This window comes from Rhodovulum viride (assembly GCF_003265965.1).
Lineage (GTDB): Bacteria > Pseudomonadota > Alphaproteobacteria > Rhodobacterales > Rhodobacteraceae > Rhodovulum > Rhodovulum kholense.
Window position 1 is genome coordinate 55,297 of the sequence record NZ_MUAV01000018.1, and the last position, 24,654, is coordinate 79,950.

The following is a 24,654-nucleotide window of genomic DNA, read 5'->3' on the forward strand; positions in this document are numbered from 1 at the left end:
GAAGAAGATCAGACGCGGTGATAGGGCAGACCGGCAAGGATACTGGCGGCGCGGTACAGTTGTTCGCTGAGCATGGCACGGGCCAGCATATGGGGCCAGACCATCGGCCCGAAGGACAGCACCGCGTCGGCCCGGGCGACCAGAGCCGGATCGAGCCCGTCGGCGCCGCCGATCAGGAAGGCCGCATCCCCCCGGCCGGCATCGCGCCAGCGCGCCAGCAGATCGGCGAAATCGGGCGAGGCGAGGGTCCGGCCGCGTTCGTCGAGGGCACAGATCGCAGCGCCCTGCGGCAGGGCGCGGTCCAGAAGCGCCGCCTCGGCGGCCGGGCCGCCGCCCTTGCGGTCCTCGACCTCGGCGAAGGTCAGCGGACCGAGCCCGAGGCTCCGGCCGGTCCGGTCGAACCGGGCGGTGTAATCCTCGATCAGGTCTCGCTCGGGGCCCTTGCGCAGGCGCCCCACGGCGCAGACATGGACGCGCATCAGGCGCGGGCGGAGTTCATCGCGCCGGCGGGCATCCACATCTTCTCGAGTTGGTAGAACTCGCGGACCTCGGGACGGAAGACGTGCACGATCACGTCGCCCACATCGATCAGCACCCAGTCGCCCTGATCCTTCCCCTCGATCTTGCAGCTGCGGCCCAGATCCTCCTTGAGGCGGTCCTTCAGCTTTTCGGCGATGGCCGAGACCTGCCGGGTCGAACGGCCGGAACAGATGACCATGTAATCGGCCACGCTGGACTTGCCGCGCAGGTCGATACGGACCACGTCTTCGGCCTTGTCGTCGTCGAGGGAGGCGAGGATGCGATCGAGGAGCTCTTCACTCGACACATCCGGAAGCAGCGCGTTCATCGCTGCCATTGCTGCGGCCCCGTCAAAGGCCACCTCAAGATTGTGAGACAGGACATTGTCCTCCTACGCGGCGCGCCGTCGGTGCCCCGGCGCTGGGCATAAGTCATATCTAGCATCCCTGGGTTAAAATCTCAATGCGCGCTGCAGGCGGAGCGGCGTCATGGCGCCACAAGGTAACCGACCTCGTTGCGCCGGTTCCAGGGCATGGTGAAGGGGTCGTCGTAGAACATCAGCCGGGCGGGCCCGGTCAGGTGCAGGCCCCGCGCCTTGCCCTCGGCCACCAGATCGCGCCCGGCGGCGTTCAGCTTCTCGGCCGTGGCGCGGCCGGAAAAGCGCAGGACAAGAAGGGTTTCGGGCGGCAGACGCCTCAGCCGGACCCAGGATTTCGTCGGCTCGGGCAGGGTCTCGGGCGTCGCGTCCTCGGGCATCGTAAAGCGGATTGCCCAGCCGCGATCGGTCCGGGTCTGGCCCACCGGCACGGTCATGGCGATCTTTTCGCCCGCCGCATTCTCGCCGAAAATGTAATGGGCCAGCTCGCTGAAGCCGCGATTTATGGCGGCAAAGCGCGTCCCGTCGACGATGACCTCGGCGATGGTGCGGGCGGGATAGTGGCGCAGCTCGACGGCGCCCATCTGGCGCTCGGCCCGGTAGGGCACCTCGGGATAGCCCCGATAGCTGTCGGCGCGGACGAGGTTTGCGGCCAGGGTCGCGGCCAGGACGAGACCTGATAAAAAGACGGGGCCTGACAAACGAACGGGACGGGGCATCGGACGAGACTCCTTTGGCGGAACGGGGGGCTGTCAGTCGGGCGGGGCGGCGGCGAGGCGGCTGCCGGGCAGGATTTTCACCTCGCGCTGCGGGAAGGGAATGGTGATGTCGTTGGCCTGGAACGCGTCCCAGAGCGCCAGAAAGACCGCGCCCCGGACATTGGTCAGGCCCTCGCTGGGATCGACGATCCAGAACCGCAGGATGTAGTCGACCGAACTGTCGCCGAAGCCCACGATATGGCATACGGGCGGCCTGTCGGCCAGCACCCGGGGCACGCTGGCCGCCGCCTCGACCGCCAGCCGACGCACCCGGTGCGGGTCGTCCGCATAGGCAGTGCCGAAAAAGATGTCGAGCCGGACAAATTCGTTGGAATGGGACCAGTTGACCACCTGGCTGGTGATCAGATCCTCGTTCGGGATCAGGTATTCCTTGCCCTCGCGGGTGACGACCGAGACATAGCGTGCGCCCAGCGCGTTGATCCAGCCAAAGGTGTCGCCCAGCGAGATCACGTCGCCCGGCTTGACCGACTTGTCGAGCAGGATGATGACGCCCGAGACGAGGTTCGAGACAACCTTCTGCAACCCGAAGCCCAGGCCCACACCGATGGCGCCCGACAGCACCGCCAGTCCGGTCAGGTCGAAGCCCGCGAGCTTGAGCCCCAGAAACACCGCCGCGCCGTAAAGGCATAGCTGCAGGAGCTTGACGATCAGCACCCGCATCGAGGGCGAGATGTCGTCGTCGCGCCGGATGCGGGCGGCCGAGGTGGTGGCGATCAGCCGGGCGCCGGTGAAAAGCACGCCGGTCACCACCGCGGCCCTGAGCAGGGTCAGCGCCGAAAGCTGCAGATCGCCCATGCCCAGCCGGACCGAGTCGAGCAGCGCCGCCGCCTCTTCGGTCAGGCCGACGACATAAAGCGTGACATAGACCCAGAGCCCCCAGGTCACGAGCCGCCGCAGAAAGGGGTTGCGCACCAGCCGCGCGGCAAGCCCCACGAACAGCCAGGCCGTCGCCAGCGTCGCGCCGATGGCCACCAGATAGCTGCGCGAGGGCCAGGTCACCTCGCGCATCGCCCAGACCGTGACCCAGGCAAGGATGACCAGCAGGATGATCCGCAGCCGCCGCAGCAGGATCAGCCCGGTGCGGAACCGCCACATCGGCCAGCCCTCGCGCGCCCGAAGCCAGCCGTAGAGCCGCCCGTAAAGCCCCCAGGCGCCCAGCTGGGCCAGCGCAAACAGCCCCAGCAGGATGCCGATCTGATAAAGCCGCCAGCCCGGCCGGGTCAGGCTTTGGAAGAAACCCCTGCCCTGCTCGGCCAAGGCCTGCAATTCCTGCAGGATCGGAGTCGGATCGCTCTCCATCGGGCCTCCTTTCCCCAAGATTAGGTCAGGAAGGCGGAAAACCAAACGCCTCATGCAGTCAGGCCGCCCTTGGATTTCCTCGCCCCGAACAGAGCGAAACAGTTTGATCCGGGACTAGTTTTTGCCCTTCTTGCCTTTCGGCGCCACGGTTTGCTTATAAGTTGTTGCGGGAGCGGACCTGACCTTGGCATTCGAAACGAACTGCCCGGTCTTCGCGCTCTTGTTCACTGTCTTCGGAGCCATCGGATCACCTCTCTGGATAACAGAAGAACGATGATAGCTTCCCTTACGTAAAACAATAGATTTTGGGCTTTCACCCCATATATAGGTGACCATACCTCCGGCCCGCCAAGATGAAGACCACGAAGCGACGTCCCGGCAAGCGCATGCCCTTGATCGACGCGGGGCAAAGGAGTATCCCAGCGGCATGAAACGTGTCTTCGACATGGACGACCGCGCGCGCCTGCCCTGGCGATTCTTCGGCGCGACCCGATCGGTGCTCGCCCGCCTTTGAGGCGGCGTCAGCACCCGTTTCTCCATTTGCCAAGTGACATAGCCGCGGAGAATTCCATGACCGGCAAGACCCTCTATGACAAGCTGTGGGATGCCCACCTGGTCGACCAGGCCGAGGACGGCACCTGCCTTCTGTATATCGACCGCCATCTCGTGCATGAGGTGACGAGCCCGCAAGCCTTCGAAGGCCTGCGGATGACTGGCCGCACAGTGCGCGCGCCCGAAAAGACCATCGCCGTGCCAGATCACAACGTGCCCACCACCGAAGGGCGCGAGACGAAGATCGACAACGAGGAAAGCCGCATCCAGGTCGAGGCGCTCGACAAGAACGCGCGCGATTTCGGCGTGGTCTATTACCCGGTCTCGGATATCCGGCAGGGGATCGTGCATATCGTCGGCCCCGAACAGGGCTGGACCCTGCCCGGCATGACCGTTGTCTGCGGCGACAGCCATACCGCGACCCATGGCGCCTTCGGGGCACTGGCGCACGGGATCGGCACCTCCGAGGTCGAACATGTTCTGGCCACCCAGACGCTGATCCAGAAGAAGTCGAAGAACATGAAGGTCGAGATCACCGGCACCCTGCCGCCGGGCGTCACGGCCAAGGACATCACCCTTGCGGTGATCGGCAAGACCGGCACCGCGGGCGGCACCGGCTATGTCATCGAATATTGCGGCGAGGCGATCCGCGCGCTGTCGATGGAAGGCCGGATGACGGTCTGCAACATGGCGATCGAGGGCGGCGCGCGCGCGGGCCTGATCGCGCCCGACGACACCACCTTCGACTACGTCAAGGGCCGCCCCCATGCGCCGAAGGGCGCGCAATGGGAAGCCGCGCTGACCTGGTGGAAGACGCTCAAATCCGACGACGACGCCCATTGGGACAAGGTCGTGACCATCCGCGCCGAGGACATCGCCCCCGTGGTGACCTGGGGCACCTCGCCCGAGGACGTGCTGCCGATCACCGGCACCGTGCCCGCGCCCGGGGACTTCCAGGGCGGCAAGGTCGAGGCCGCGCGCCGGTCGCTGGACTATATGGGGCTGAAACCCGGCACGCCGCTGACCGAGATCAAGGTCGATGCGGTCTTCATCGGGTCCTGCACCAATGGCCGGATCGAGGATCTGCGCGCCGCGGCCGAAATCCTGAAGGGCAAGACACTGGCGCCGGGCGTGCGCGGCATGGTCGTGCCGGGTTCGGGGCTGGTGCGGGCGCAGGCCGAGGAAGAGGGGCTCGACAAGGTCTTCACCGAGGCGGGATTCGAATGGCGGCTTGCCGGCTGTTCGATGTGTCTGGGCATGAACCCCGACCAGCTGGCGCCGGGCGAACGCTGCGCCGCCACCTCGAACCGCAACTTCGAGGGCCGCATGGGCCGGGGCGGGCGCACCCATCTGATGAGCCCGGTCATGGCCGCGGCGGCGGCGGTCACGGGGCACCTGACCGACGTGCGCGAACTGCTGGCAGAAACGGTCTGAACCGGAGGCGCGGAAGACAATGACGGGCCGGACCCCTCCCCTTCGACAGGCGGCCCTTGCGGCCGACGGGCGGGGTCCGTGCGCGGGAACCCATCGGTCGCCCGGACCGTTGATGTGGAGACAAACTCTCACATCGAGGAGGTTCCCATGAGAAACTGGCTCATCTACACGCTGATCGGTGTCGTGCTGCTGATAGGCGGGATCGTGGCGCTGGCCAACCCCTTCGCCGCCACCATCGCGGCCACCCAGATCGTCGGCATCGTCTTTCTGCTCGCCGGTCTGATCCAGATGATCACGGTGATGCGGGGCGGACCCGACAGTCACCGCTGGCTCAACGGCTTCGTCGGCATTCTGTTCCTGCTGGCGGGCCTGTCGATCCTGATCAACCCGCTGGTCGGCGCGGCCTGGATGACGCTGCTGCTGGGGCTTCTCTTCGTCGTGATGGGGGCCATGCGCCTGATGCTGTCCTTCACCTTCCGCGACACCGGCCTTTTCTGGCTGCTGCTTCTGACCGGGGCGGCATCCATCCTGATCGGGGTCCTGATCTTCTCGAACTTCTTCGCCGCGGCCACCACGCTTCTGGGGCTGCTGGTCGGGCTCGAGCTGCTTCTGGACGGGATCGGGCTGATGGCCTTCGGGATCGCCGCGCGGCGGCCCCGCCATGTTGAAACACCTGCCTGACGCGACCGCCTGACCGGACCCCGGGGGCGGCGCGGAAGGCGCTAGGAGATCTGAGACGAATGGAAAAGTTCGAGAAGCTCACCGGCATCGCCGCGCCGCTGGATCTGGTCAACATCGACACCGACATGATCATCCCCAAGCAGTACCTCAAGACGATCAAGCGCGAGGGGCTGGGGGTGAACCTGTTCGACGAGATGCGCTACGATCAGGACGGCAATGAAAACCCCGATTTCGTGCTGAACAAGCCCGCCTATCGCGAGACCCAGATCCTGGTCGCGGGCGACAATTTCGGCTGCGGGTCCTCGCGCGAACACGCCCCCTGGGCGATCAAGGATTTCGGCATCCGCTGCGTGATCGCACCCAGCTTTGCCGACATCTTCTTCAACAACTGCTTCAAGAATGGCATCCTGCCGATCCCGCTGCCGCAAGAGCAGGTCGACATCCTGATGAAGGATGCCGAGAAGGGCGCCAATGCCCGGATGACCGTCGATCTGGAAAACCAGACGATCACCACCTCGGACGGGGTCGAGATCGCCTTCGAGGTCGACCCGTTCCGCAAGCACTGCCTGCTGGAAGGGCTCGACGACATCGGCCTGACGCTCAACAAGGCGACCGCCATCGACGGCTTCGAGTCGAAGATGGCCCAGGACCGGCCCTGGGTCTGACCCGGATGCGCAGGCCCGCCGCAATCGTGCCGGGCCTGCTTGCCGTCTTCTGCGCCCTGCCCGCCGCCGCCGATCTGCGCGTGGCCAGCTATAACGCCGAGCTTTCCCGCAAGGGGCCGGGGCTTTTGTTGCGCGACATCCTGTCGGGCAAGGACGACCAGGTGGCGGCGGTGATCGAGGTGATCGCCGCCGCCCGGCCCGACATCCTCGCGCTGCAGGGGGTCGATTTCGACCTCGACGGGCTGGCACTGGCGGCGCTGGCGGATCTGCTGCGCGCCCGCGATCTGGACTATCCCCATCGCTTTGCACTGAGCCCCAATACCGGCCTGCGCAGCGGCCTCGATCTCGACGGCGACGGCCGCACGGGCGGGCCGGGCGATGCCCAGGGCTTTGGCTATTTCGCCGGACAGGACGGCATGGCGATCCTGTCGCGCTTTCCCATCCTGACCGAAGAGGTGCGCGATTTCTCGGCGCTGCTCTGGCGCGACCTGCCCGGCGCGACCCTGCCCGAGACCGACGGCGCCCCCTTCCCCTCGCCCGAGGCGCAGGCGGTGCAGCGCCTCTCGACCACCGGGCATTGGGACGTGCCGGTCGATCTGGGCGGCACCGTCCTGCACCTGCTGACCTTCCATGCCACGCCGCCCGTCTTCGACGGCCCAGAAGACCGCAACGGGCTGCGAAACCGCGACGAGCTTCGGCTCTGGACGCTTTATCTCGACGGCGCGCTCGGCATGGTCCCGCCCGAGGCGCCCTTCGTGATCCTGGGCGATGCCAATCTCGACCCCGAGGATGGCGACGGCCACAGCGCCGCGATGCGGGCCTTCCTGGCCGATCCGCGCCTGACCGATCCCCTGCCCGAAAGCGCGGGCGCCGCCGCCGCGCCGCAAACCGGCGCCAACGCCGCCCAGCGGGGCGTGCCGGCCCGCGACACCGCCGAATGGGACGACAACAGCCCCGGGAACCTGCGCGTCGATTACGTTCTGCCCTCTGCCGCGATCCCCGTCACCGGCGCGGGCGTCTTCTGGCCCGCCGACGGCCCGCTGGCCGAAACAGTCCGCACGGCCTCGCGCCACCGCCTCGTCTGGGCGGATCTCGCCCTGCCTTGACGGGCCAAATCCGGCCCGCTACCCCGATTTCAACCCTTCACGACAAGGACATCCGCATATGACGAACACGCTTCTGATCCTGCCCGGCGACGGCATCGGCCCCGAGGTGATGGCCGAGGTCCACCGGATCATCGACTGGTACGGCACGAAACGCGACCTCAAGTTCGACGTGACCGAGGATCTGGTCGGCGGCGCGGCCTATGACGCCCATGGCAAGCCGCTGTCGGATGCCACCATGGCCAAGGCGCAAGAGGTCGACGCGGTCCTGCTGGGCGCGGTCGGCGGCCCGCAATACGACAAACTCGATTTCAGCCTGAAGCCCGAGCGCGGCCTCCTGCGGCTCCGCAAGGAGATGGATCTTTTCGCCAACCTCCGCCCCGCGCAATGCTTCGACGCGCTGGCCGATTTCTCGTCGCTGAAACGCGACGTGGTCTCGGGGCTCGACATCATGATCGTGCGCGAGCTGACCTCGGGCATCTATTTCGGCGAGCCCCGCGGCATCATCGAGGAAGGCGGCCAGCGCGTCGGCCTGAACACCCAGCGCTATACCGAAGCCGAGATCGACCGCGTAGCGCGTTCGGCCTTTGAGCTGGCGCGGAAGCGCGGCAACAAGGTCTGCTCGATGGAGAAGGCCAATGTGATGGAATCGGGCATCCTCTGGCGCGAGGTGGTCCAGAAGGTCCATGACGAAAGCTATCCCGATGTCGAGCTCAGCCACATGTACGCCGATGCGGGCGGCATGCAGCTTTGCCGCTGGCCGAAACAGTTCGACGTGATCCTGACCGACAATCTCTTCGGCGACCTGCTGTCGGACGTGGCCGCGATGCTGACCGGCTCGCTGGGCATGCTGCCCTCGGCAAGCCTCGGCGCACCGATGGAAAACGGCCGGCCCAAGGCGATGTACGAACCCGTTCACGGCTCGGCCCCCGATATCGCGGGCCAGGGCAAGGCCAACCCGATCGCCTGCATCCTGAGCTTTGCCATGGCGCTGCGCTATTCCTTCGACGAAGGCGCCGAGGCGACCCGTCTGGAAAAGGCGGTCGAGAAGGTGCTGGCAGACGGCGTCCGCACCGCCGATCTGATGGGGGCCGAGGGCGGCACCCCGGTCTCGACGGCGCAGATGGGCGACGCGATCCTCGCCGCGCTCGACGCGAGCCTCTGATCCGACCGATGGCAGGGCGCGTCCCGGGCGCGCCCTGCCATCCGCCCCGGCGCGACCGGGCTTGAACCCTGACGGCAAATGCCGAAGGGTGGTCGGGCAAGTCTCTCACGAGCATGTCCCATGGCCGCATCGACTGCCCGGGGCGCGGGGTTCGCGCTGGCAGGTTTCGCCGTCTATTCCTGCCACGATGCCGTGGTGAAGGGGCTCGGCGCCCATTACGACGCGATCCAGATCCTTTTCTTCAGCGCGCTTCTGGGCTTTCCGCTGATCACGCTGATCCTGATCCGCGAGGGCGAGGGCGGCAGCCTCTGGCCGCGCCGCCCGGGCTGGACCGCGCTGCGCACCGTCGCGGTGATGCTGAACATCCTGATGGCGTTTTATGCCTTCTCGGCGATTCCCCTGGCCGAAACCTACGCGATCATCTTCTCGACACCGCTGATCATCACCGCGCTCTCGGTGCCGATCCTCGGCGAACGAGTCGGCCCCCGGCGCTGGGCGGCGGTGGTGCTGGGGCTGATCGGCGTGTTGATCGTGCTGCGCCCCTGGGGCACGTCGGACCTGAGCTTCGGCCATCTCGCCGCCCTCATCTCGGCGGGCAGCAGCGCGCTGGTCTCGGTGATCGTGCGCAAGATCGGCAACGAGGAACGCAGCGTGGTGCTGTTGCTCTATCCGCTCCTGGCCAACGTGGTCTTGATGGGCTGCCTGTTGCCGGTCGTCTACCGGCCGATGCCGGTCGCCCATCTGGGCGCCATGGCGCTGGTCGCCATCGGGGCGCTGAGCGCCATGTGGCTGATGATAAACGCCTATCGCGCCTCCGAGGCGGCGACGGTGGCGCCGATGCAATATTCGCAGATGATCTGGGCGGTGCTGATCGGCTATCTGGTCTTCGACGAGATCCCGGATGCCGCCACGCTGATCGGCGCGGCCGTGATCGCGACCAGCGGCTCGATCGTGTTCCTGCGCGAAGGCCGCGCGCAGGTCTCGGAAAACCAGCCCGCGCTTCATGCCACCGACCGCGCCGGGGTCGCCCCGGACCCGGTGCTTCTGGGTGTCGAAGAGACCCCGGAATGACCTCTTGCCAAAGCCTACGGACCGCGTTAAGTCCCCCGTCACGCGGTCGGAGTGTAGCTCAGCCTGGTAGAGCACTGTCTTCGGGAGGCAGGGGCCGGAGGTTCGAATCCTCTCACTCCGACCAATAAAATCAAGGGCTTGGAGATTTCCGAAATCTCAGCCCGCAAAGAAACCGCAAAGAAACCCCTCATTTCCAGCCGTCCATGGCCTTCGCCGGTGCTTCGAGGAAGCTCGGGTGATCGCGCTGGCTGTCCGATTCGAGCAAGGCTTCGGTCCCCGCAGCATCCGCCAGCGGGGCGCGTGCGCGCCTCGACCAGGGCGCCACCGCTTTTCGTGAGGCGGCGGAGGTCCAAACCGCTCAGTCATGACGGCGATCGGTCGAGTGCGGCAGGCCATAAGGTACTCAGGCCGGTGACGAAGCCTGCCGGGCGACGGGCCGCTTCAGCACCGCCAGCAGCGCCGTCGTGACCAGCGTCCCCACCACGATGGCGACGGCATAACCGACGAGGTTCGTTACCGCATTCGGGATCGCGAGGACGAAGATCCCGCCATGGGGCGCCACCAGCTTGCAGCCCAGCAGCATCGACAGGGCGCCGGTGATGGCCGAGCCCACCACGATGGCCGGAATGACGCGGGTCGGGTCCTTGGCGGCGAAGGGAATGGCGCCCTCGGTGATGAAGGACAGCCCCAGCACCGCAGCCGCCCCGCCCGCCTTGCGTTCTTCGGGGCTGAACCGGTTGCGCGCGACCAGCGTGGCCAGCGCGAGGCCCAGCGGCGGCGTCATGCCCGCCGCCATCACCGCTGCCATCGGCGCATAGGTTTCCGAGGTCAGCAGACCGACCGCGAAGGTATAGGCCGCCTTGTTGATCGGTCCGCCCATGTCGATGGCCATCATGCCGCCGAGGATCAGCCCGAAGGCCAGCGCGTTGGTGGTGCCGAGCCCCTGAAGGAAATCGGTCATCGCCGCAAGGATCGCGGCGACCGGCGTGCCGACGACATAGACCATCACGAGACCGGTGATCAGGGTAGACAGCAGCGGCAGGATCAGCACCGGCTTGAGGCCCTCGAGCGTCTGCGGCAGCCGGATCGTGTCGCGCAGCCAGCGCGCGGTGTAGCCCGCCAGAAAGCCCGCGACGATGCCGCCCAGAAATCCTGCCTGAAGGTTGACCGCCAGCATGCCGCCGATCAGCCCCGGCGTCAGGCCGGGCCGGTCGGCGATGGAATAGGCGATGAAGCCCGCCAGCACCGGCACCATCAGCTGGAAGGCCGCGCCCCCGCCAATGGACATCAGCGCGGCGGGCAGCGTGCCCTCTTCCTCGAAGGCGTTGATACCGAAGACGAAGGACAGCGCGATCAGAAGCCCGCCGGCGACCACGATGGGCAGCATGTAGGACACGCCGGTCAGCAGGTGCTGGTAGGGTCCGGTGCCCTGCGAGGCCTTGCGCGCGGCCTTGGCCTGACGGACCGTGTCGGCATAGCCCGCCTCGCCCGCCCCGGCCCCGCCGAGGATCTCGCCCTCGGCCAGCGCCTCGTCCAGCACCTCCGCCGCCCGCTTGACCGCGGCGCCGACGCTGGTGCGGTAGACCTTCTTGCCCCGGAACCGGGTGTCATCCACATGGGTGTCGGCCGCGATCACCACCAGATCGGCCTCGGCGATCTGCGCCTCGGTCAGGGCATTCTGGGACCCGACCGAGCCCTGGGTCTCGACCGCGATCTCGTAGCCCCTCGCCTGGGCCGCTTTCTTCAGCCCGTCGGCCGCCATGAAGGTGTGGGCGATGCCCGTGGGGCAGGAGGTCACCGCCACCACCTTCAGCCCGGCAGGCGCGGCGGCAGCGGGTGCGGATGCGGCAGCGGGCGTCTGCTGCGCCGGAGCGTCGGCCAGCGCGGCCAGCGCCGCGTCGATCACCCCCGCGGTGTCGCGGATCGCCCGGCTGGTCGAGGTCGCGCAGATCGGCTTGCCCGCGAAGCGCACCGCATCGACATGGATGTCGGCCGCGATCAGGACCACGTCGGCCGCAGCGATCTCGTCTGCGGTCAGGGCGCGCTCGACGCCCTGCGCGCTTTGCCGCTCGACCCGGATGTCATGACCCGCAAGCCGCGCGGTCTCTTCCAGCGCCTCGGCCGCCATGTGGGTATGCGCGATTCCCGTAGGGCAGGCCGTCACGGCAACGATTTTCGTCATGGGTCTCCTCCCGCTGTGACGTTGCTTCAGGCCGCGCCGATGCCGACCGCCGCCATAAGGTCTTCGATCCGGTCGATGGGGGGCAGGTGCGGGCCGATCTCGCCCAGCGCGCCCAGCGACACCGCCGTGGCCAGACGCGCGGTTTCGGCCAGGTCCAGCCCGCGCGTCGCGGCATGGATCAGCCCCGCCACCATCGCATCGCCCGCGCCCACGGTGCTGGCCACCTCGATCCCGGGCGGGACCGCGCAAAGGGATGCGTCGCGGGTGACCAGCACCGCGCCCTCGGCCCCCATCGAGACCGCGACAAGACCGACCCCGCCCGCCACAATCTCGCGCGCGGCGGCGACCGCCTCGTCGCGCCCGGCCAGCGGACGGCCCAGAAGCGCGCCAAGCTCGGCGATGTTGGGCTTGATGATGTCGGGCCCGGCGGACAGGGCGGCCGCAAGCGGCGCGCCGCTGGTATCGAGTGCGACCCGCGCGCCCTTTTCCCGCGTCTGCCGGATCAGCCGGGCATAGGTTCCGGGCGGAAGCCCCTCGGGCAGGCTGCCGCACAGCGCAACCCAGTCGAGCCCCGCCTCCAGCAGCGCGCCCAGCGCGCGTCCGACGCCCTCCAGCGCCTCGGGGCCGGCCGATATGCCGGGGAAGTTGAGGTCGGTCACCTGATCGAGGACCGGATCGACGATCTTGACATTGGTCCGGGTCGCCCCGTCGAGCCGCAGGCAGGCATCCCCGATCCCGGTCTGCGCGAAGTGCCGCTCGAACAGCGCGGCATTCTCGCGCCCGAGAAAGCCCGTGACCGTCACCTCATGCCCCAGATGCGCCAGGAACGAGGCGACGTTGATCCCCTTGCCGCCGGCATCGACACGCGAGGCCTCGACCCGGTTCACCGCATCGACGGCAAAGCGCGGCACGCGCACCGTCTGATCGACCGCGGAATTGAGCGAAACGGTCGCGATCCGCGTCATGCGCCCCCCCGGCCCAGCGCGCGCACGGCGGCAGCGTCCGGACAGGCCAGCGCGCGCTCGGCCAGCTTGCGGTTCTCGGTCATCGACTGGCGGCGCAGCTGCGCCTTGACCGCGGCGATGGACGGGATCGAGACGCTGAGCTCCACAACCCCGAGCCCGCTGAGAATCGTCGCCCCCAGCGGGTCGCCCGCAATCCCGCCGCAGGCGCCGACCCAGATCTCCTCGGCCCGGGCGGCCTTGACCGTCAGGTCGATCATCCGCAGCACCGCCGGGTGCAGCCCGTCGGCATGGCGGGCCAGAACCGGATGCATCCGGTCCATCGCCAGCACGTACTGGGTCAGATCGTTGGTCCCGATCGAGAAGAAATCCACCCGCTGCGCCAGTTCCCGCGCCATCATCACCGCCGAGGGTACCTCGATCATGATGCCGGTCTCGACCTCCTTGGCGCCGATCTCGCGGCGCACCTCCGTGGCGATGGCCAGCGCCCGGTCAAGCTCTCCGGTCATGGCCACCATCGGGAACATGATCCGCACCGGCCCCCGCGCCGATGCGCGGTAGATCGCGCGCAGCTGGGTGCGGAAAAGGTCTTCGTGGCTGAGGCAGAAGCGAATGCCGCGCTCGCCCAGAAACGGGTTCTCTTCGGCGGGCATCCGCAGATAGGGGATCGCCTTGTCGCCGCCCACATCCAGCGTGCGCACGATGATCGGCAGCCCGTTCAGCGCCTCGATCATCGCGGCATAAATCTCGACCTGCTCCTCCTCGCTGGGGGCATCGGGACGGTTCAGGAACAGGAACTCGGTGCGCAAAAGGCCCACGCCCTCGCCGCCCGCATCGACCGCCGCCCGCGCCTCGCCGGTGTCGCTGATATTGGCGACGACCTCGATCCGCACGCCGTCGATGGTCAGCGCGGGCCTGTAGCAGCCGCGCTTCTCGATCTCGCGCTGCTTGCCCAGGTCCGCCAGTGCCGTCCGGATGCGGCCGGTATCGGCCTCGCTCGGCCCGGTGACCAGCAGTCCATGCGCGCCGTCCAGCAGGGCGGGCGTGCCCGAGGCGATGTCCAGCACGCTGGCCCCGGCGCCGGTGACCGCCGGAATGTCGAGCGAGCGCGCGATGATCGAGCTGTGCGAGGTCGGCCCGCCGCTCGCGGTGCAGATGCCCTGCACCAGCGCGGGGTCAAGCCCGGCCGTGTCCGACGGCGTCAGGTCGTCGGCGACCAGAATGCAGGGGTCGGTGGGGCGCGCGGCGGCGTCAGACTTGACCTCGCCCAGAAGACGCAGCACCCGATGGCCCGCGTCGCGCAGATCGACCGCCCGCCCCGCAAGAACCGGATCGCGCATCGCGGCCAGCATGTCGGCCCGGTCGAGATAGGCGGATTTCCAGGCAAAGGGCGCGCTTCGACCCGCCTCGATCAGCGCCTGAGCGGCTGCGACGATCTCGGGGTCCTCCAGAAATTCCTGATGCGCCCGGAAGATCCCCGCCTTGGCCGGGCCGGATTTCTTCCAGACCTCTTCGTAAAGATCCTCAAGCTGGCGCCAGGCGGTCTTGACGACCGCGTCAAGCCGCCGGCGCTCGGCCGCCGGATCGGCCGCATTGGCCTCGAACACCACCTCTTCGCGAGCGAAGCGAAAGACCGGCGCGATGGCAAAACCGGGCGAGGACGCGATGCCTGCGATCATGTGGCCGTCATAAGACACCTCCGGCGCACGAGCCGTTCCGGACGCGGCCTCTTCCGCCTCTTCCTCGTCCTCGAGCCCCGCCTCGATGGCCGCCTTCAGCGCGGCCAGCGCCCGGTCGGCATCCGCCCCCCGGGCAGTGACGCGGATGCGCCCGCCCCCGGCAACACCCAGTCCCAAAAGCGAAATCAGACTTTTCGCGTTGCCGGTCTTGTCGCCGTGCCCGATGCGGATTTCCGCCTTGAAACCCTTGGCGATGTCCACAAGCGCGGTCGCCGGCCGCGCATGCAACCCATGCGCCCCGGCGATGGTGGCCTCGAACCCGTCGCCGAAGGCCTCCCCCGCGTCGGCGGGCGGGGCGGCGGGGGCGGCGGCAGCGCCGGTCAGACGCGCGACGATGTCCCCTGTCTCACCGGTCGTGGCCAGCCGGTCGGCCTCGGCCGGGTCGCCCAGCACATCCATCAGGTTGGTCAGGATCTGCAGATGCTCGTCGGATTTGGCGGCGATGGCGACCACCAGCCGGGCGCGGTCTCCGGGCCCCCAGTCGACGCCCTCGGGCAGCTGAACCACGGCAATCGCCGTCTCGCGGATCAGCTCGCGATCCTTGGGCAAGCCATGCGGAATCGCGATGCCGTTGCCCAGGAAAGTGTTGGCGACCTTCTCGCGCCCCAGCATGCTGTCGCCATAGCGCGGGTCGATCTTTCCGGCGGCAGCCAGAAGATCCACGGCCTGAGCGATGGCATCGGCCTTGTCGCGTGCCTTCCGGCCAAGGGCCACAAGGTTGTTCGTCAGCGATATCACGCGTCGTTCCTCCCCTTCGGCCGCCCTGGGCCAGCGGCACGCCCCGGAATTGCCGTATGGTCAGGCATGACAGCCGCGGCCGTCCGGATTTGCAACACTTGAATTCCGCGGATACCGCGTTAGCGCACCCGGCCCCGCGCCCCCCGGGGCCCGCGCCGGTGCCGGGCATCGTCCAGCGCGGCGATCGGCGCCGGTGCCGCCCCACCGGACCGTCCCGCATCGAACCGCGGAGGGGACCTCCGAAAGAGCCGGACCGGGGCGCGGACGGCGGGCCGTCGGGGTTAGGGTTACCTTAGGGAAAGATGCTTAGCCTCGGGGTTTCACCGACCTGCATGGAATTTGCCGCATGTCCCTGAGATTCATCCTTCTCTTCGCTCTGGTGCCGCTCGTGCTGCTGATTCTCCTGCTGGCCGGCAATGACCTGCAAGGGCTCAGCTCGAACGCCCGGTTCGAGGACGACATGGCATCGGTGGCCGAAGAAACCGACCGGATCGGCGATCTCGTGCAGGAACTGCAGAAGGAACGGGGGTTGTCTGCCGGGTTTACCGCCTCCAAGGGGCGGAATTTCCCCGCGGAACTCCGCACCCAGCGGACCGAGACCGACACCGCCCTGTCAGTCTTCCGGGACAAGCTGTCGGTGGTCAGGACGATGGCGCCGGAAGCGACCGAAAGCGCTCTGCAGGCCTTGCAGGCGCTTCAGACCCAGCGCGGCAAGATCGACGCGCTGGACCTCACGGTGCCCCAACTGGCAGGCTATTACACCGGCATCATCGATTCGCTCCTGACGGCGGCCACCCGGATCCGCACCGGAAAGGTGGCCAGTGCCACGGCGGTCCTGATGGAGGCGCAGGAACTGGTGGCCCTTGCCAAGGAAAGCGCCGGGCTGGAACGCGCGATGGGCGCGACCGGGCTTGGGTCGGAGACCTTTCCCAACGAGGTGTACCGCCGCTTCATGGCGCTCGGGGCCCGTCAAAGCGCTTTGCTGGCGCGGGCGCAGACGGTGCTCGGGCGGCCGGATTTCGTCTCGACGATCGAGGCCAGCAAACCCGCCCAGACGATTGCCCCGATGCGCGAAACGATTGCAGCCCTGCCCTATGGCGGCGCGCGGGGCGATCTGACCGCCCCGCAATGGTTCGCCGCCTCCACCGCCTGGATCGACCGCCTCCGGGCCGTCGAATCCGATCTGGGCCAGGAAATCGGCCTGCTGGCCGAAGGCAACCGCGCACAGGCCGAACGGGCCATGGTGGTCGGGTCGATTGCAACCGGAGTCGGCGTGTTGCTGGGCATCCTGATCGCCGTTGCGATCGCCGACGGCATCACGCGCAGGCTGCGCAAGCTGACCGGGATCATGCATCAGTTCATGGAAGGCAATTTCGAGGCCTGGGTACCCTTCATCGAGAAGAAGGGCGAAATCGGCCAGATGGCCAATGCCATCTACCGCTTCAAACAGCTGACACGGGCCGCGATGCGCCAGAAGGAAGAAGACGAGGCCACCCTGAACGAGCGGCATCAGCAAGTTGTGGATCTGGTCACGGAGGGGCTCAAGGCGCTGTCCCGCTCCGACCTGTCGCGCCATTTCGAAGACCCGCTGCACGGCGACTACGATACGATCCGGACCGATTTCAATGCGACGGTGGTCCGACTGCGCGAGGTTCTGTCGACCATCGCCTCGACGGTCAGCGATCTCGAGAGACGGTCCGAGGACATGCTGCGGACCGCCGGCGACCTGGCACAGCAGACCAGCAGCCAGAGCAGCACGATCCAGGGCACCGCCGCCTCCGTCGACCGCCTGGCCAGCGGACTGAAGGACACCAACGGGTCGATCCACGACGCCCGCTCGCTGGCGGGCGACGCCAAGCAGCGCGCCGACCTCTCGGGAGAGATCGTCCGCGATGCCGTTCTCGCAATGGAACGGATCTCCGAATCGTCCAGCAAGATCGCGCAGATCACCGCGATGATCGAGGACATCGCCTTCCAGACCAACCTGCTTGCCCTGAATGCCGGGGTCGAGGCCGCCCGCGCCGGCGAAAGCGGCAAGGGCTTTGCCGTGGTTGCCACCGAGGTCCGCGAACTGGCTCGCAGATCCGCCGAGTCGGCGATGCAGATCAAGAAACTGATCGGCGAAAGCGTCGAAGAGGTCTCGGGCGGGGTGCGTCTGGTCGGCGAGGCAGGCCAGTCGCTCGAAGAGATCGTCTCGCAGGTGACCCGCGTCTACGAGACGCTGGCTCAGGTCAGTGCCCAGGCCGACGGACAGACCCGGGAGCTGCAGGAAGTCAACGAATCCATGACCAGCCTGCGCGCCCTGACCGAACGAAACGGCCATGTCGTCGACAGCACCCGCGATGCCTCGAACGACCTGGCGGCCAGCGCCCAGGCTCTGGCGCGAATCGTCGCCGAGTTCAATCTTGGGCCCGATCAGCGCGGGAATCAGGTCGGCCGCGCCGCTTGAACCGTCCCGCTAAGACTGGTGTCGTCGAAGAGCCGGAGGATGCCCTCAGCCTCAGCCGCGCTCGGCCTGTCCGTAGCCTTGGGTAAACTGCGCCACGGCCTCGGCCAGTTGGGCCTCGGACAACAGCGGCGGCTCGCCGATGGTCAGGGCCCCGTGATACTGCCGTGCCAGCGCCTCGACCTCGACGGCCAGCCACATCGCCTTGTCGAGGCTGGCTTCGGCCGCGATCATGCCGTGATGCGCCATCAGGCAGGCCTTGCGACCCTCCAGCGCCTCCAGCACCCGGTCGGACAGCGCCTGGGTTCCGAAGGTCTCGTAGGGGGCGCAGCGGATGTCGCCGCCGCCGGCCGCAGCCACCATGTAATGCACCGCCGGGATCGGCTTGTGCAGGATCGCCAGCATCGTGCAATAGGGCGCGTGGGCATGGACAACGGCATTCAGATCGGGCCGGGCCTGCAGGATGTCGAGATGGAAGCGCCATTCCGACGAGGGCTTGCGCGCGCCATGGGCGGTGCCGTCCATTTCCATGAAGACGATGTCCTCGGGCGTCAACACGTCATAGGCAATCGAGCTTGGCGTGATCAGGATCCCCGCCCCGTGCCGGACGCTGATATTGCCCGACGAGCCCTGGTTCAGACCGACCGCATTCATGCTGCGGCAGGCCGCCACGATCGCCGCGCGCTTGTCCGTTTCCTGGGTCATCCTGCCACCTCCGTTGCTGCCCCTGCCCTATAGCGGCAGCGCGGTGGTCTTGAACACCGTCCTGAGCGCAAAGGAGGATTGCATCCGCGCCACCCCCGGCAGCCGGGTCAGGTATTGCCGGTGGATGCGGGCGAAATCCTCGCTGTCCTCGGCCACCACCTTCAGCAGATAGTCGGCGCTGCCCGCCATCAGGTGGCATTCCAGCACGTCTGGCACCCGCGCCACCGCCTTCTCGAAGGCAGCAAGCGTTTCGTCGGCCTGGCCCGACAGCGTGATCTCGACAAAGACCGTGGTCTGCCGGCCCATCTTGCGGGCATCGAGAAGCGCGACATAGTCCCGGATGAATCCCGCTTCTTCCAGCCGCTGGACCCGCCGGTGGCAGGCCGAGGCCGACAGGTTCACCCGTTCGCTCAGATCCGCGTTCGAGATGCGGCCCTGTTTCTGCAACACCCGCAAAAGGCGAAGATCGGTCTCGTCCAGCGTCATTTCCCGCATGATCCTTCGACAGTCCGGCGGCATCATGCATGGATCTTCGGTGAAGGCCCAGAGCATCCCCCGAGAAAATCAACCCTCTTCGGCCCGATCTGCGGCATTCTGCCACCAGGAGAAGGAGACCCCAATGCAGATCGGATGCCCCAGAGAGATCAAGCCCCAGGAATTCCGCGTCGGCCTGACGCCCAATGCCGCCCGCGAGGCCGTTGCCCATGGCCATGCCGTGCGGATCGAGACCGGCGCCGGGCTGGGAGCGGGCTTTGACGACGCCGACTACATCGCGGCGGGGGCAAGGATCGCCGCCTCGGCCGAAGAGATCTTTGCCGAAGCCGAACTGGTGGTGAAGGTCAAGGAGCCGCTGGCCGAGGAACGGCGGCGCCTGCGCGAGGGACAAGTGCTGTTCACTTACCTGCACCTCGCGCCCGACCCGGACCAGACCCGCGAGCTGATCGACAGCGGCGTGACCGCCATTGCCTACGAGACCGTGACCGACGACCGCGGCGGGCTGCCGCTGCTGGCGCCCATGTCCGAGGTCGCGGGACGGCTGGCGCCGCAGATGGGGGCCTGGGCGCTGCAGAAGGCCAATGGCGGGCGCGGTGTGCTGATGGGCGGCGTGCCCGGCGTCGGCCCGGCCGAGGTTCTGGTGATCGGCGGCGGGGTGGTCGGCACCCATGCCGCGCGGATCGCGGCAGGGATGGGTGCCCATGTCACCGTGCTGGACCGCTCGCTGCCCCGGCTGCGGCAGCTTGACGAGACATTCGGAGCGGCCTTCTCGACCCGATATTCATCCGAGGGCGCGCTGGCCGAGCTGATCGGCCGTGCCGACATGGTCGTGGGTGCGGTGCTGATCCCCGGGGCGACCGCCCCCAAACTGGTGCGGCGCGCCGATCTGGCGCGGATGAAGCCCGGCGCGGTGCTGGTCGATGTGGCCATCGACCAGGGCGGTTGCTTCGAGACCTCGCACCCGACCACCCATGAGGACCCGGTCTTTTCGGTCGACGGCATCCAGCATTATTGCGTGGCCAACATGCCGGGCGCGGTGCCGCGCAGCGCGACACTGGCGCTTGGCAATGCCACGATGCCCTTCCTGCTGGCGCTGGCCGACAAGGGCTGGCGCCAGGCCTGTGCCGACGACCCGCATCTGCTGGCCGGGCTCAACGTGCATGCGGGCCATCTGACCTGTTGCGCGGTCGGCATGGCGCAGGGCATCGACGTTCTGTCGCCGCACCTGGCGGTGAAGGCCTGAGCGGGAAGGCCGCGCTCAGCGCGCCTTCAGAAGGTCCCGGATCTCGGTCAGAAGCTCTTCCTGGGTCGGGCCCGCAGGCGCGCCGGGCACCGGCTGCTCCTTGCGGCTGGCGGCGTCCTTGACCCGGTTCACGCCCTTGACCAGCAGGAACACCACCCAGGCGATGATCAGGAAATTGATCAGCGCGGTGAGGAAATTGCCATAGGCGAAGACCCCGGCATTCTCGCCCTCGCCGATGCGGAAGGCGAGACCCGAAAAGTCGATGCCGCCGACGAAAAGCCCGATGATCGGATTGATGAGATCGTTGACCAGCGAGGTCACGATGGCTGTGAAGGCCGCGCCGACGATGATGCCCACGGCCATGTCCATGACATTGCCCTTGGCGATGAAATCGCGAAATTCCTGCAGCATTAAAATACTCTTTCCTTCTGAAAGCCCCCCGCCGCACTTTCCGCAACGGCAGGCCGAGCCTAGCACAGCCAGGGCCGCCCGCGCTGCGTTTTTCGCCCGGCGGCGGAAGGTGATCAAGAACCGCTCAGCCGCCGGTTTCGGCCAGGCTCCGGCGCAGTTCGACGGCGTCGCGTCCGGGCGGCTCGCCGAAATGGCGGCGGTATTCGCGGCTGAATTGCGACGGGCTGTCATAGCCGATGCGATAGCCGATCCCCGCAACGTCGCCGGACCGGGTCAGAAGAAGCCGCCGCGCCTCTTGCAGCCGCAGGCTTTTCTGGAACTGCACCGGCGTCATCGCCGTCGCCTCCTTGAAATGGCGGTGGAAGGTGGCCGGGCTCATCCCGGCCAGCGCCGCCAGATGCCCGACCCGCAGCGTCTCGGCGTAGTTCTCGCGGATCCAGCCGATGGCGCGGCCGATCCGGGCCAGGCGGCTGTCGGCCATCCCGATCTGCCGCAGCCGCGCGCCCTGCGGCCCGTTCAGCAACTGCCAGACGATCTCGCGCCGGATCATCGGCGCGAGAACCGGAATGTCCTGCGGCCGGGCCGCGACCGATAACAGCCGGTCGAGCGGGTCGATCAGGGCCTCGCCCAGATCGTGAACCTCGATGGCAGCCCCCATCGGCGGATCGCCGGCCGGGCGCTGGCCCAGCATCAGCTCGGCCACCACGGCCGGGTCGATTTCCAGCGCCAGCGCCAGATAGGGGGTCTCGGGCGCGGCGCCGACGATCTCGGCCCGGATCGGCACGTCGAGCGAGGCGATCAGGCATTTGCCCGCATCGTAGCGGAACGCCCGGTCGCCCAGTCGGCTGATCTTGGCTCCCTGCAGCACCGCGCAAAGCGAGGGTCTGTAAACCCCGTGGAAGACGCCCGAGGGCCTGTCGGCACAGGACAGCCTCAGCCCCTGAACCGGGGGTTCGCGCCCATGCGCCTCCCACAACGAAACGAGCTTGGCCCTGAGGCCGGACAGTCGGTCGGTCATTCCCATACCCTAGCCGGTCCGGCGGCGCTCTCCAAAGTCAATCGGCGGCGGGATGAGAGAATCGTGCAAGACTGCGAGAGGATCGGCGTGGCGAGGGGCCCGGCCCGGGCCCATTTCGGGGCAGAGGCCGGAGCGGACGCCGACGCGGTGCTCCGGCCGCCAGTCAGGAAAGGAAAGCAACATGCGCTATCGTCGTCTTGGCCCGAGCGGGCTTTTCGTGTCGGAGCTTTGCCTCGGCACCATGACCTTCGGCGGCTCCGAGGGCATGTGGGGCAAGATCGGCCAGCTGGGCCAGACCGAGGTGGACGGGCTCGTAGGCAACGCGCTCGAGGCCGGGATCAATTTCATCGACACCGCCAATGTCTATGCGGGCGGCGAAAGCGAACGGCTTCTGGGCCAGTCGCTGAAGAACCTCGCCGTGCCGCGCGAGGATGTGGTGATCGCGACCAAGGTGCTGGGCCCGATGGGCGCGGGCGTGAACGCGCGCGGCGCCTCGCGCTATCACATCATGGAGCAGTGCAAGGCCAGCCTCGCGCGGCTGCAGCTTGATCATATCGACCTCTACCAGATCCACGGCTTCGACCCGGCGACGCCCATCGTCGAGACGCTGGAGGCGCTCGATACGCTCGTGCGGCAGGGCCATGTGCGCTATCTGGGCCTGTCGAACTGGGCCGCCTGGCAGATCGTCCGCGCGGTCGGCATCGCCGAGGCGCGGCGGCTGGCCCCGATCCTGTCGCTGCAGGCCTATTACACCCTGGCCGGGCGCGATCTGGAACGCGAGATCGTGCCGATGCTGAAGGAAACCGGCATCGGGCTGATGGTCTGGAGCCCGCTGGCGGGCGGGTTCCTGTCGGGCAAGTACGACCGCGACGGCAAGGCCGCCGACGGGCGGCGGGCCAGCTTCGACTTCCCGCCCATCGACAAGGACCGCGCCTATGACGCCATCGAGGCGATGCGCGGCATGGCCGAGGCGCGCGGGTGCAGCGTGGCGCAGATCGCGCTGGCCTGGCTTCTGCATCAGGAGGTGGTGACCTCGGTCATCATCGGCGCCAAGCGCGCGGACCAGTTGACCGACAATATCGGCGCGACCAGGGTCGAGCTGACTGCCGACGAGTTGACCCGCCTTGATGCGGTGACCCGCCTTCCGGCCGAATATCCCGGCTGGATGCTGGAACGGCAGGGCGAATACCGCAGCCAGAGCTAGACCCCGAGGCTCAGCAGGCGGGGGCCGGCATGACCCGGCCCCCGCCTTCGATCGATCCGCCCGCGCTATTCGGCGGCGGGGGTCAGCCCGTTCGGACAGGTCCCGGCCTCGGCCTCGGCCGCCTCGCGGATGTCCTGGCTGATCTTCATCGAACAGAACTTCGGCCCGCACATCGAGCAGAACTGCGCCTCCTTATGGGCGGCCTTGGGCATCGTCTCGTCATGGAAGGCGCGCGCCGTGTCCGGGTCGAGCCCCAGATTGAACTGATCCTCCCAGCGGAAGGCAAAGCGCGCCCGGCTGAGCGCATCGTCGCGGGCCTGCGCGCCCGGATGCCCCTTGGCCAGATCGGCGGCATGGGCAGCCAGCTTGTAGGTCACGACCCCAGTCTTGACGTCGTCGCGGTCGGGCAGGCCCAGATGCTCCTTGGGCGTGACATAGCACAGCATCGCGGTGCCGAACCAACCGATCATCGCCGCCCCGATGGCCGAGGTGATATGGTCATAGCCCGGCGCGATGTCGGTCGTCAGCGGCCCGAGCGTGTAGAACGGCGCCTCGTGGCAATGCTTCAGCTGCTCGTCCATGTTGGCCTTGATCTTGTGCATGGGCACATGGCCCGGCCCCTCGATCATCACCTGGCAGTCCTTCGCCCAGGCGACCTGCGCCAGCTCGCCCAGGGTCCGCAGCTCGGCGAATTGCGCGGCGTCATTGGCATCGGCGATGGACCCGGGCCTGAGCCCGTCACCCAGGCTGAACGAGACGTCATAGGCGCGGCAGATGTCGCAGATCTCCTCGAACCGCTCGTAGAGGAACGACTCGCGGCCGTGATGCAGGCACCACTTGGCCATGATCGACCCGCCCCGGCTGACGATGCCGGTCACGCGGCGCGCGGTCAGCCCGATCATCTCGCGTCTCAGCCCCGCATGGATGGTGAAGTAATCGACCCCCTGCTCGGCCTGCTCGATCAGCGTGTCGCGGTAGATCTCCCAGCTCAGGTCCTCGGCCACGCCGCCGACCTTTTCCAGCGCCTGATACAACGGCACGGTGCCGATGGGCACGGGCGCGTTGCGCAAGATCCAGTCGCGGATGTTGTGGATGTTGCGCCCGGTCGAGAGGTCCATCACCGTATCGGCGCCCCAGCGGATCGCCCAGACCATCTTCTCGACCTCTTCCTCCATCGAGGAGGTGATGGCCGAATTGCCGATATTGGCATTGACCTTCACCTTGAAGGCGCGGCCGATCACCATGGGTTCAAGTTCGGGATGGTTGATATTGGCCGGGATGATCGCCCGGCCCGCAGCGATCTCGGCGCGGACGAAGTCGGGCGTCACCAGATCGGGGATCTCGGCACCGAAGGGCTCGCCGTCGCGGGTATGGGCAGCGCTACGGCCCTCGTTTTCCCGGATCGCGGCGAATTCCATCTCGGGGGTGACGATCCCGGCCCTTGCATAGGCCAGCTGGGTGATCGCCCGCCCAGCCGTCGCCCGCAGCGGCTCGGGCCGCCGCGGAAAGGCCGGAACCAGCCGCGCGCCCTCGGCAAAGCCATTGTCGGCGGCGGTCACGTCGCGGGCCGGATAGGTCTCGGCCTCGCCCCGGGCGGCCGCGAAGGGGGCGCGCACCGGGGCGAGCCCGGCAGTGATGTCGATCCGCGCCCCGGGGTCGGTATAGGGGCCCGAGCTGTCATAGACCGTCACCGCCCCCTCGGCGGTCGCGATCCGGCGCAGCGGCACCCGGATCGGATGCAGCGTCCCGGACAGGTAGACCTTTTCCGAGGCGGGCAGCGACCCCAGCGTGATCTGCGGAACGGTGTCGGGTTTGTTCATCTTCGTCTCCTCAGTTGACCTGACGAGACCCAGACGGATGATGAGGC

General features: G+C 67.7%; 21 protein-coding genes and 1 tRNA gene. 10 read left to right on the plus strand and 12 right to left on the minus strand.

The annotated features are described in order from the left end of the window. Positions 1 to 8 precede the first annotated feature (8 nt). The 4 genes from rlmH to BYZ73_RS14925 all read right to left on the minus strand — a co-directional run bounded on the left by rlmH (position 9) and on the right by BYZ73_RS14925 (position 2,973). Positions 9 to 479: a 23S rRNA (pseudouridine(1915)-N(3))-methyltransferase RlmH gene (gene rlmH, locus BYZ73_RS14910; protein WP_108028418.1), complete on the minus strand. Its 471-nt coding sequence runs from the start codon at positions 477 to 479 to the stop codon at positions 9 to 11. Then, a complete protein-coding gene (gene rsfS, locus BYZ73_RS14915) occupies positions 479 to 856 on the minus strand; it encodes a ribosome silencing factor (protein WP_181498069.1) in 378 nt (125 codons plus the stop codon). Before rsfS ends, rlmH begins: the two co-directional genes overlap by 1 nt. Before the next feature lie 149 nt (positions 857 to 1,005). Then, the gene (locus BYZ73_RS14920) at positions 1,006 to 1,614 is read right to left on the minus strand and encodes an SOUL family heme-binding protein (RefSeq protein ID WP_112316554.1); all 609 of its coding nucleotides are present in this window, start codon (positions 1,612 to 1,614) and stop codon (positions 1,006 to 1,008) included. Between the two features lie 33 nt (positions 1,615 to 1,647). Beyond that, on the minus strand, positions 1,648 to 2,973 hold the full coding sequence (locus BYZ73_RS14925; RefSeq protein WP_112316555.1) for a mechanosensitive ion channel family protein: 1,326 nt from the start codon (positions 2,971 to 2,973) through the stop codon (positions 1,648 to 1,650). A 570-nt stretch (positions 2,974 to 3,543) separates the two neighbouring features. Here BYZ73_RS14925 and leuC point away from each other — a divergent pair. From leuC to BYZ73_RS14965, 7 genes are all read left to right on the plus strand, one after another. Then, on the plus strand, positions 3,544 to 4,959 hold the full coding sequence (gene leuC, locus BYZ73_RS14935) for a 3-isopropylmalate dehydratase large subunit (protein WP_112316556.1): 1,416 nt from the start codon (positions 3,544 to 3,546) through the stop codon (positions 4,957 to 4,959). Between the two features lie 147 nt (positions 4,960 to 5,106). After that, positions 5,107 to 5,640: an HdeD family acid-resistance protein gene (locus tag BYZ73_RS14940; RefSeq protein WP_112316557.1), complete on the plus strand. Its 534-nt coding sequence runs from the start codon at positions 5,107 to 5,109 to the stop codon at positions 5,638 to 5,640. A 59-nt stretch (positions 5,641 to 5,699) separates the two neighbouring features. Then, positions 5,700 to 6,305: a 3-isopropylmalate dehydratase small subunit gene (leuD, locus tag BYZ73_RS14945; protein ID WP_108028359.1), complete on the plus strand. Its 606-nt coding sequence runs from the start codon at positions 5,700 to 5,702 to the stop codon at positions 6,303 to 6,305. Positions 6,306 to 6,310: 5 nt separating this feature from the next. Next, positions 6,311 to 7,411, plus strand: coding sequence for an endonuclease/exonuclease/phosphatase family protein (locus tag BYZ73_RS14950; RefSeq protein WP_112316558.1), 1,101 nt, complete (start codon positions 6,311 to 6,313; stop codon positions 7,409 to 7,411). Between the two features lie 58 nt (positions 7,412 to 7,469). Then, the gene (gene leuB, locus BYZ73_RS14955) at positions 7,470 to 8,573 is read left to right on the plus strand and encodes a 3-isopropylmalate dehydrogenase (RefSeq protein ID WP_112316559.1); all 1,104 of its coding nucleotides are present in this window, start codon (positions 7,470 to 7,472) and stop codon (positions 8,571 to 8,573) included. A gap of 120 nt (positions 8,574 to 8,693) precedes the next feature. Next, a complete protein-coding gene (locus tag BYZ73_RS14960) occupies positions 8,694 to 9,644 on the plus strand; it encodes a DMT family transporter (protein ID WP_158272376.1) in 951 nt (316 codons plus the stop codon). Between the two features lie 47 nt (positions 9,645 to 9,691). Then, positions 9,692 to 9,768, plus strand: a tRNA-Pro gene (locus BYZ73_RS14965). Positions 9,769 to 10,047: 279 nt separating this feature from the next. On the opposite strand, the gene BYZ73_RS14970 is transcribed toward BYZ73_RS14965, so the two are convergent. From BYZ73_RS14970 to ptsP, 3 genes are read right to left on the minus strand one after another with little or no spacing between them, the layout of a single operon-like run. Continuing rightward, positions 10,048 to 11,826, minus strand: a complete 1,779-nt coding sequence (locus tag BYZ73_RS14970) for a PTS fructose-like transporter subunit IIB (RefSeq protein WP_112316560.1) — start codon at positions 11,824 to 11,826, stop codon at positions 10,048 to 10,050. Positions 11,827 to 11,852: 26 nt separating this feature from the next. Then, positions 11,853 to 12,791: a 1-phosphofructokinase gene (gene pfkB / locus BYZ73_RS14975; protein ID WP_112316561.1), complete on the minus strand. Its 939-nt coding sequence runs from the start codon at positions 12,789 to 12,791 to the stop codon at positions 11,853 to 11,855. Further along, a complete protein-coding gene (ptsP, locus tag BYZ73_RS14980) occupies positions 12,788 to 15,265 on the minus strand; it encodes a phosphoenolpyruvate--protein phosphotransferase (RefSeq protein WP_112316562.1) in 2,478 nt (825 codons plus the stop codon). The genes pfkB and ptsP overlap by 4 nt, the downstream gene beginning before the upstream one ends. Before the next feature lie 346 nt (positions 15,266 to 15,611). Between ptsP and BYZ73_RS14985 the strand changes: the two genes are divergently transcribed. Continuing rightward, positions 15,612 to 17,714 (plus strand): methyl-accepting chemotaxis protein, encoded by a 2,103-nt coding sequence (locus BYZ73_RS14985; protein ID WP_112316563.1) that lies wholly within the window; start codon positions 15,612 to 15,614, stop codon positions 17,712 to 17,714. Between the two features lie 51 nt (positions 17,715 to 17,765). Here BYZ73_RS14985 and BYZ73_RS14990 read toward each other — a convergent pair whose 3' ends face one another. Then, a complete protein-coding gene (locus BYZ73_RS14990) occupies positions 17,766 to 18,416 on the minus strand; it encodes a class II aldolase/adducin family protein (RefSeq protein ID WP_112316564.1) in 651 nt (216 codons plus the stop codon). A 27-nt stretch (positions 18,417 to 18,443) separates the two neighbouring features. After that, on the minus strand, positions 18,444 to 18,902 hold the full coding sequence (locus BYZ73_RS14995) for an Lrp/AsnC family transcriptional regulator (protein ID WP_075786875.1): 459 nt from the start codon (positions 18,900 to 18,902) through the stop codon (positions 18,444 to 18,446). Positions 18,903 to 19,035: 133 nt separating this feature from the next. Between BYZ73_RS14995 and ald the strand changes: the two genes are divergently transcribed. Continuing rightward, complete coding sequence (gene ald, locus BYZ73_RS15000) at positions 19,036 to 20,154, plus strand: alanine dehydrogenase (RefSeq protein ID WP_112316565.1); 1,119 nt, start codon at positions 19,036 to 19,038, stop codon at positions 20,152 to 20,154. A 15-nt stretch (positions 20,155 to 20,169) separates the two neighbouring features. On the opposite strand, the gene mscL is transcribed toward ald, so the two are convergent. Together mscL and BYZ73_RS15010 are read right to left on the minus strand one after the other, a co-directional pair. Continuing rightward, positions 20,170 to 20,571, minus strand: a complete 402-nt coding sequence (gene mscL, locus BYZ73_RS15005; protein WP_181498070.1) for a large-conductance mechanosensitive channel protein MscL — start codon at positions 20,569 to 20,571, stop codon at positions 20,170 to 20,172. 118 nt (positions 20,572 to 20,689) lie between these two features. Beyond that, positions 20,690 to 21,583, minus strand: a complete 894-nt coding sequence (locus BYZ73_RS15010; protein WP_112316578.1) for an AraC family transcriptional regulator — start codon at positions 21,581 to 21,583, stop codon at positions 20,690 to 20,692. Positions 21,584 to 21,764: 181 nt separating this feature from the next. Between BYZ73_RS15010 and BYZ73_RS15015 the strand changes: the two genes are divergently transcribed. Further along, positions 21,765 to 22,787, plus strand: coding sequence for an aldo/keto reductase (locus BYZ73_RS15015; protein ID WP_112316567.1), 1,023 nt, complete (start codon positions 21,765 to 21,767; stop codon positions 22,785 to 22,787). Positions 22,788 to 22,852: 65 nt separating this feature from the next. Here BYZ73_RS15015 and thiC read toward each other — a convergent pair whose 3' ends face one another. Continuing rightward, positions 22,853 to 24,607, minus strand: a complete 1,755-nt coding sequence (gene thiC, locus BYZ73_RS15020; protein ID WP_112316568.1) for a phosphomethylpyrimidine synthase ThiC — start codon at positions 24,605 to 24,607, stop codon at positions 22,853 to 22,855. Positions 24,608 to 24,654 lie beyond the last annotated feature (47 nt).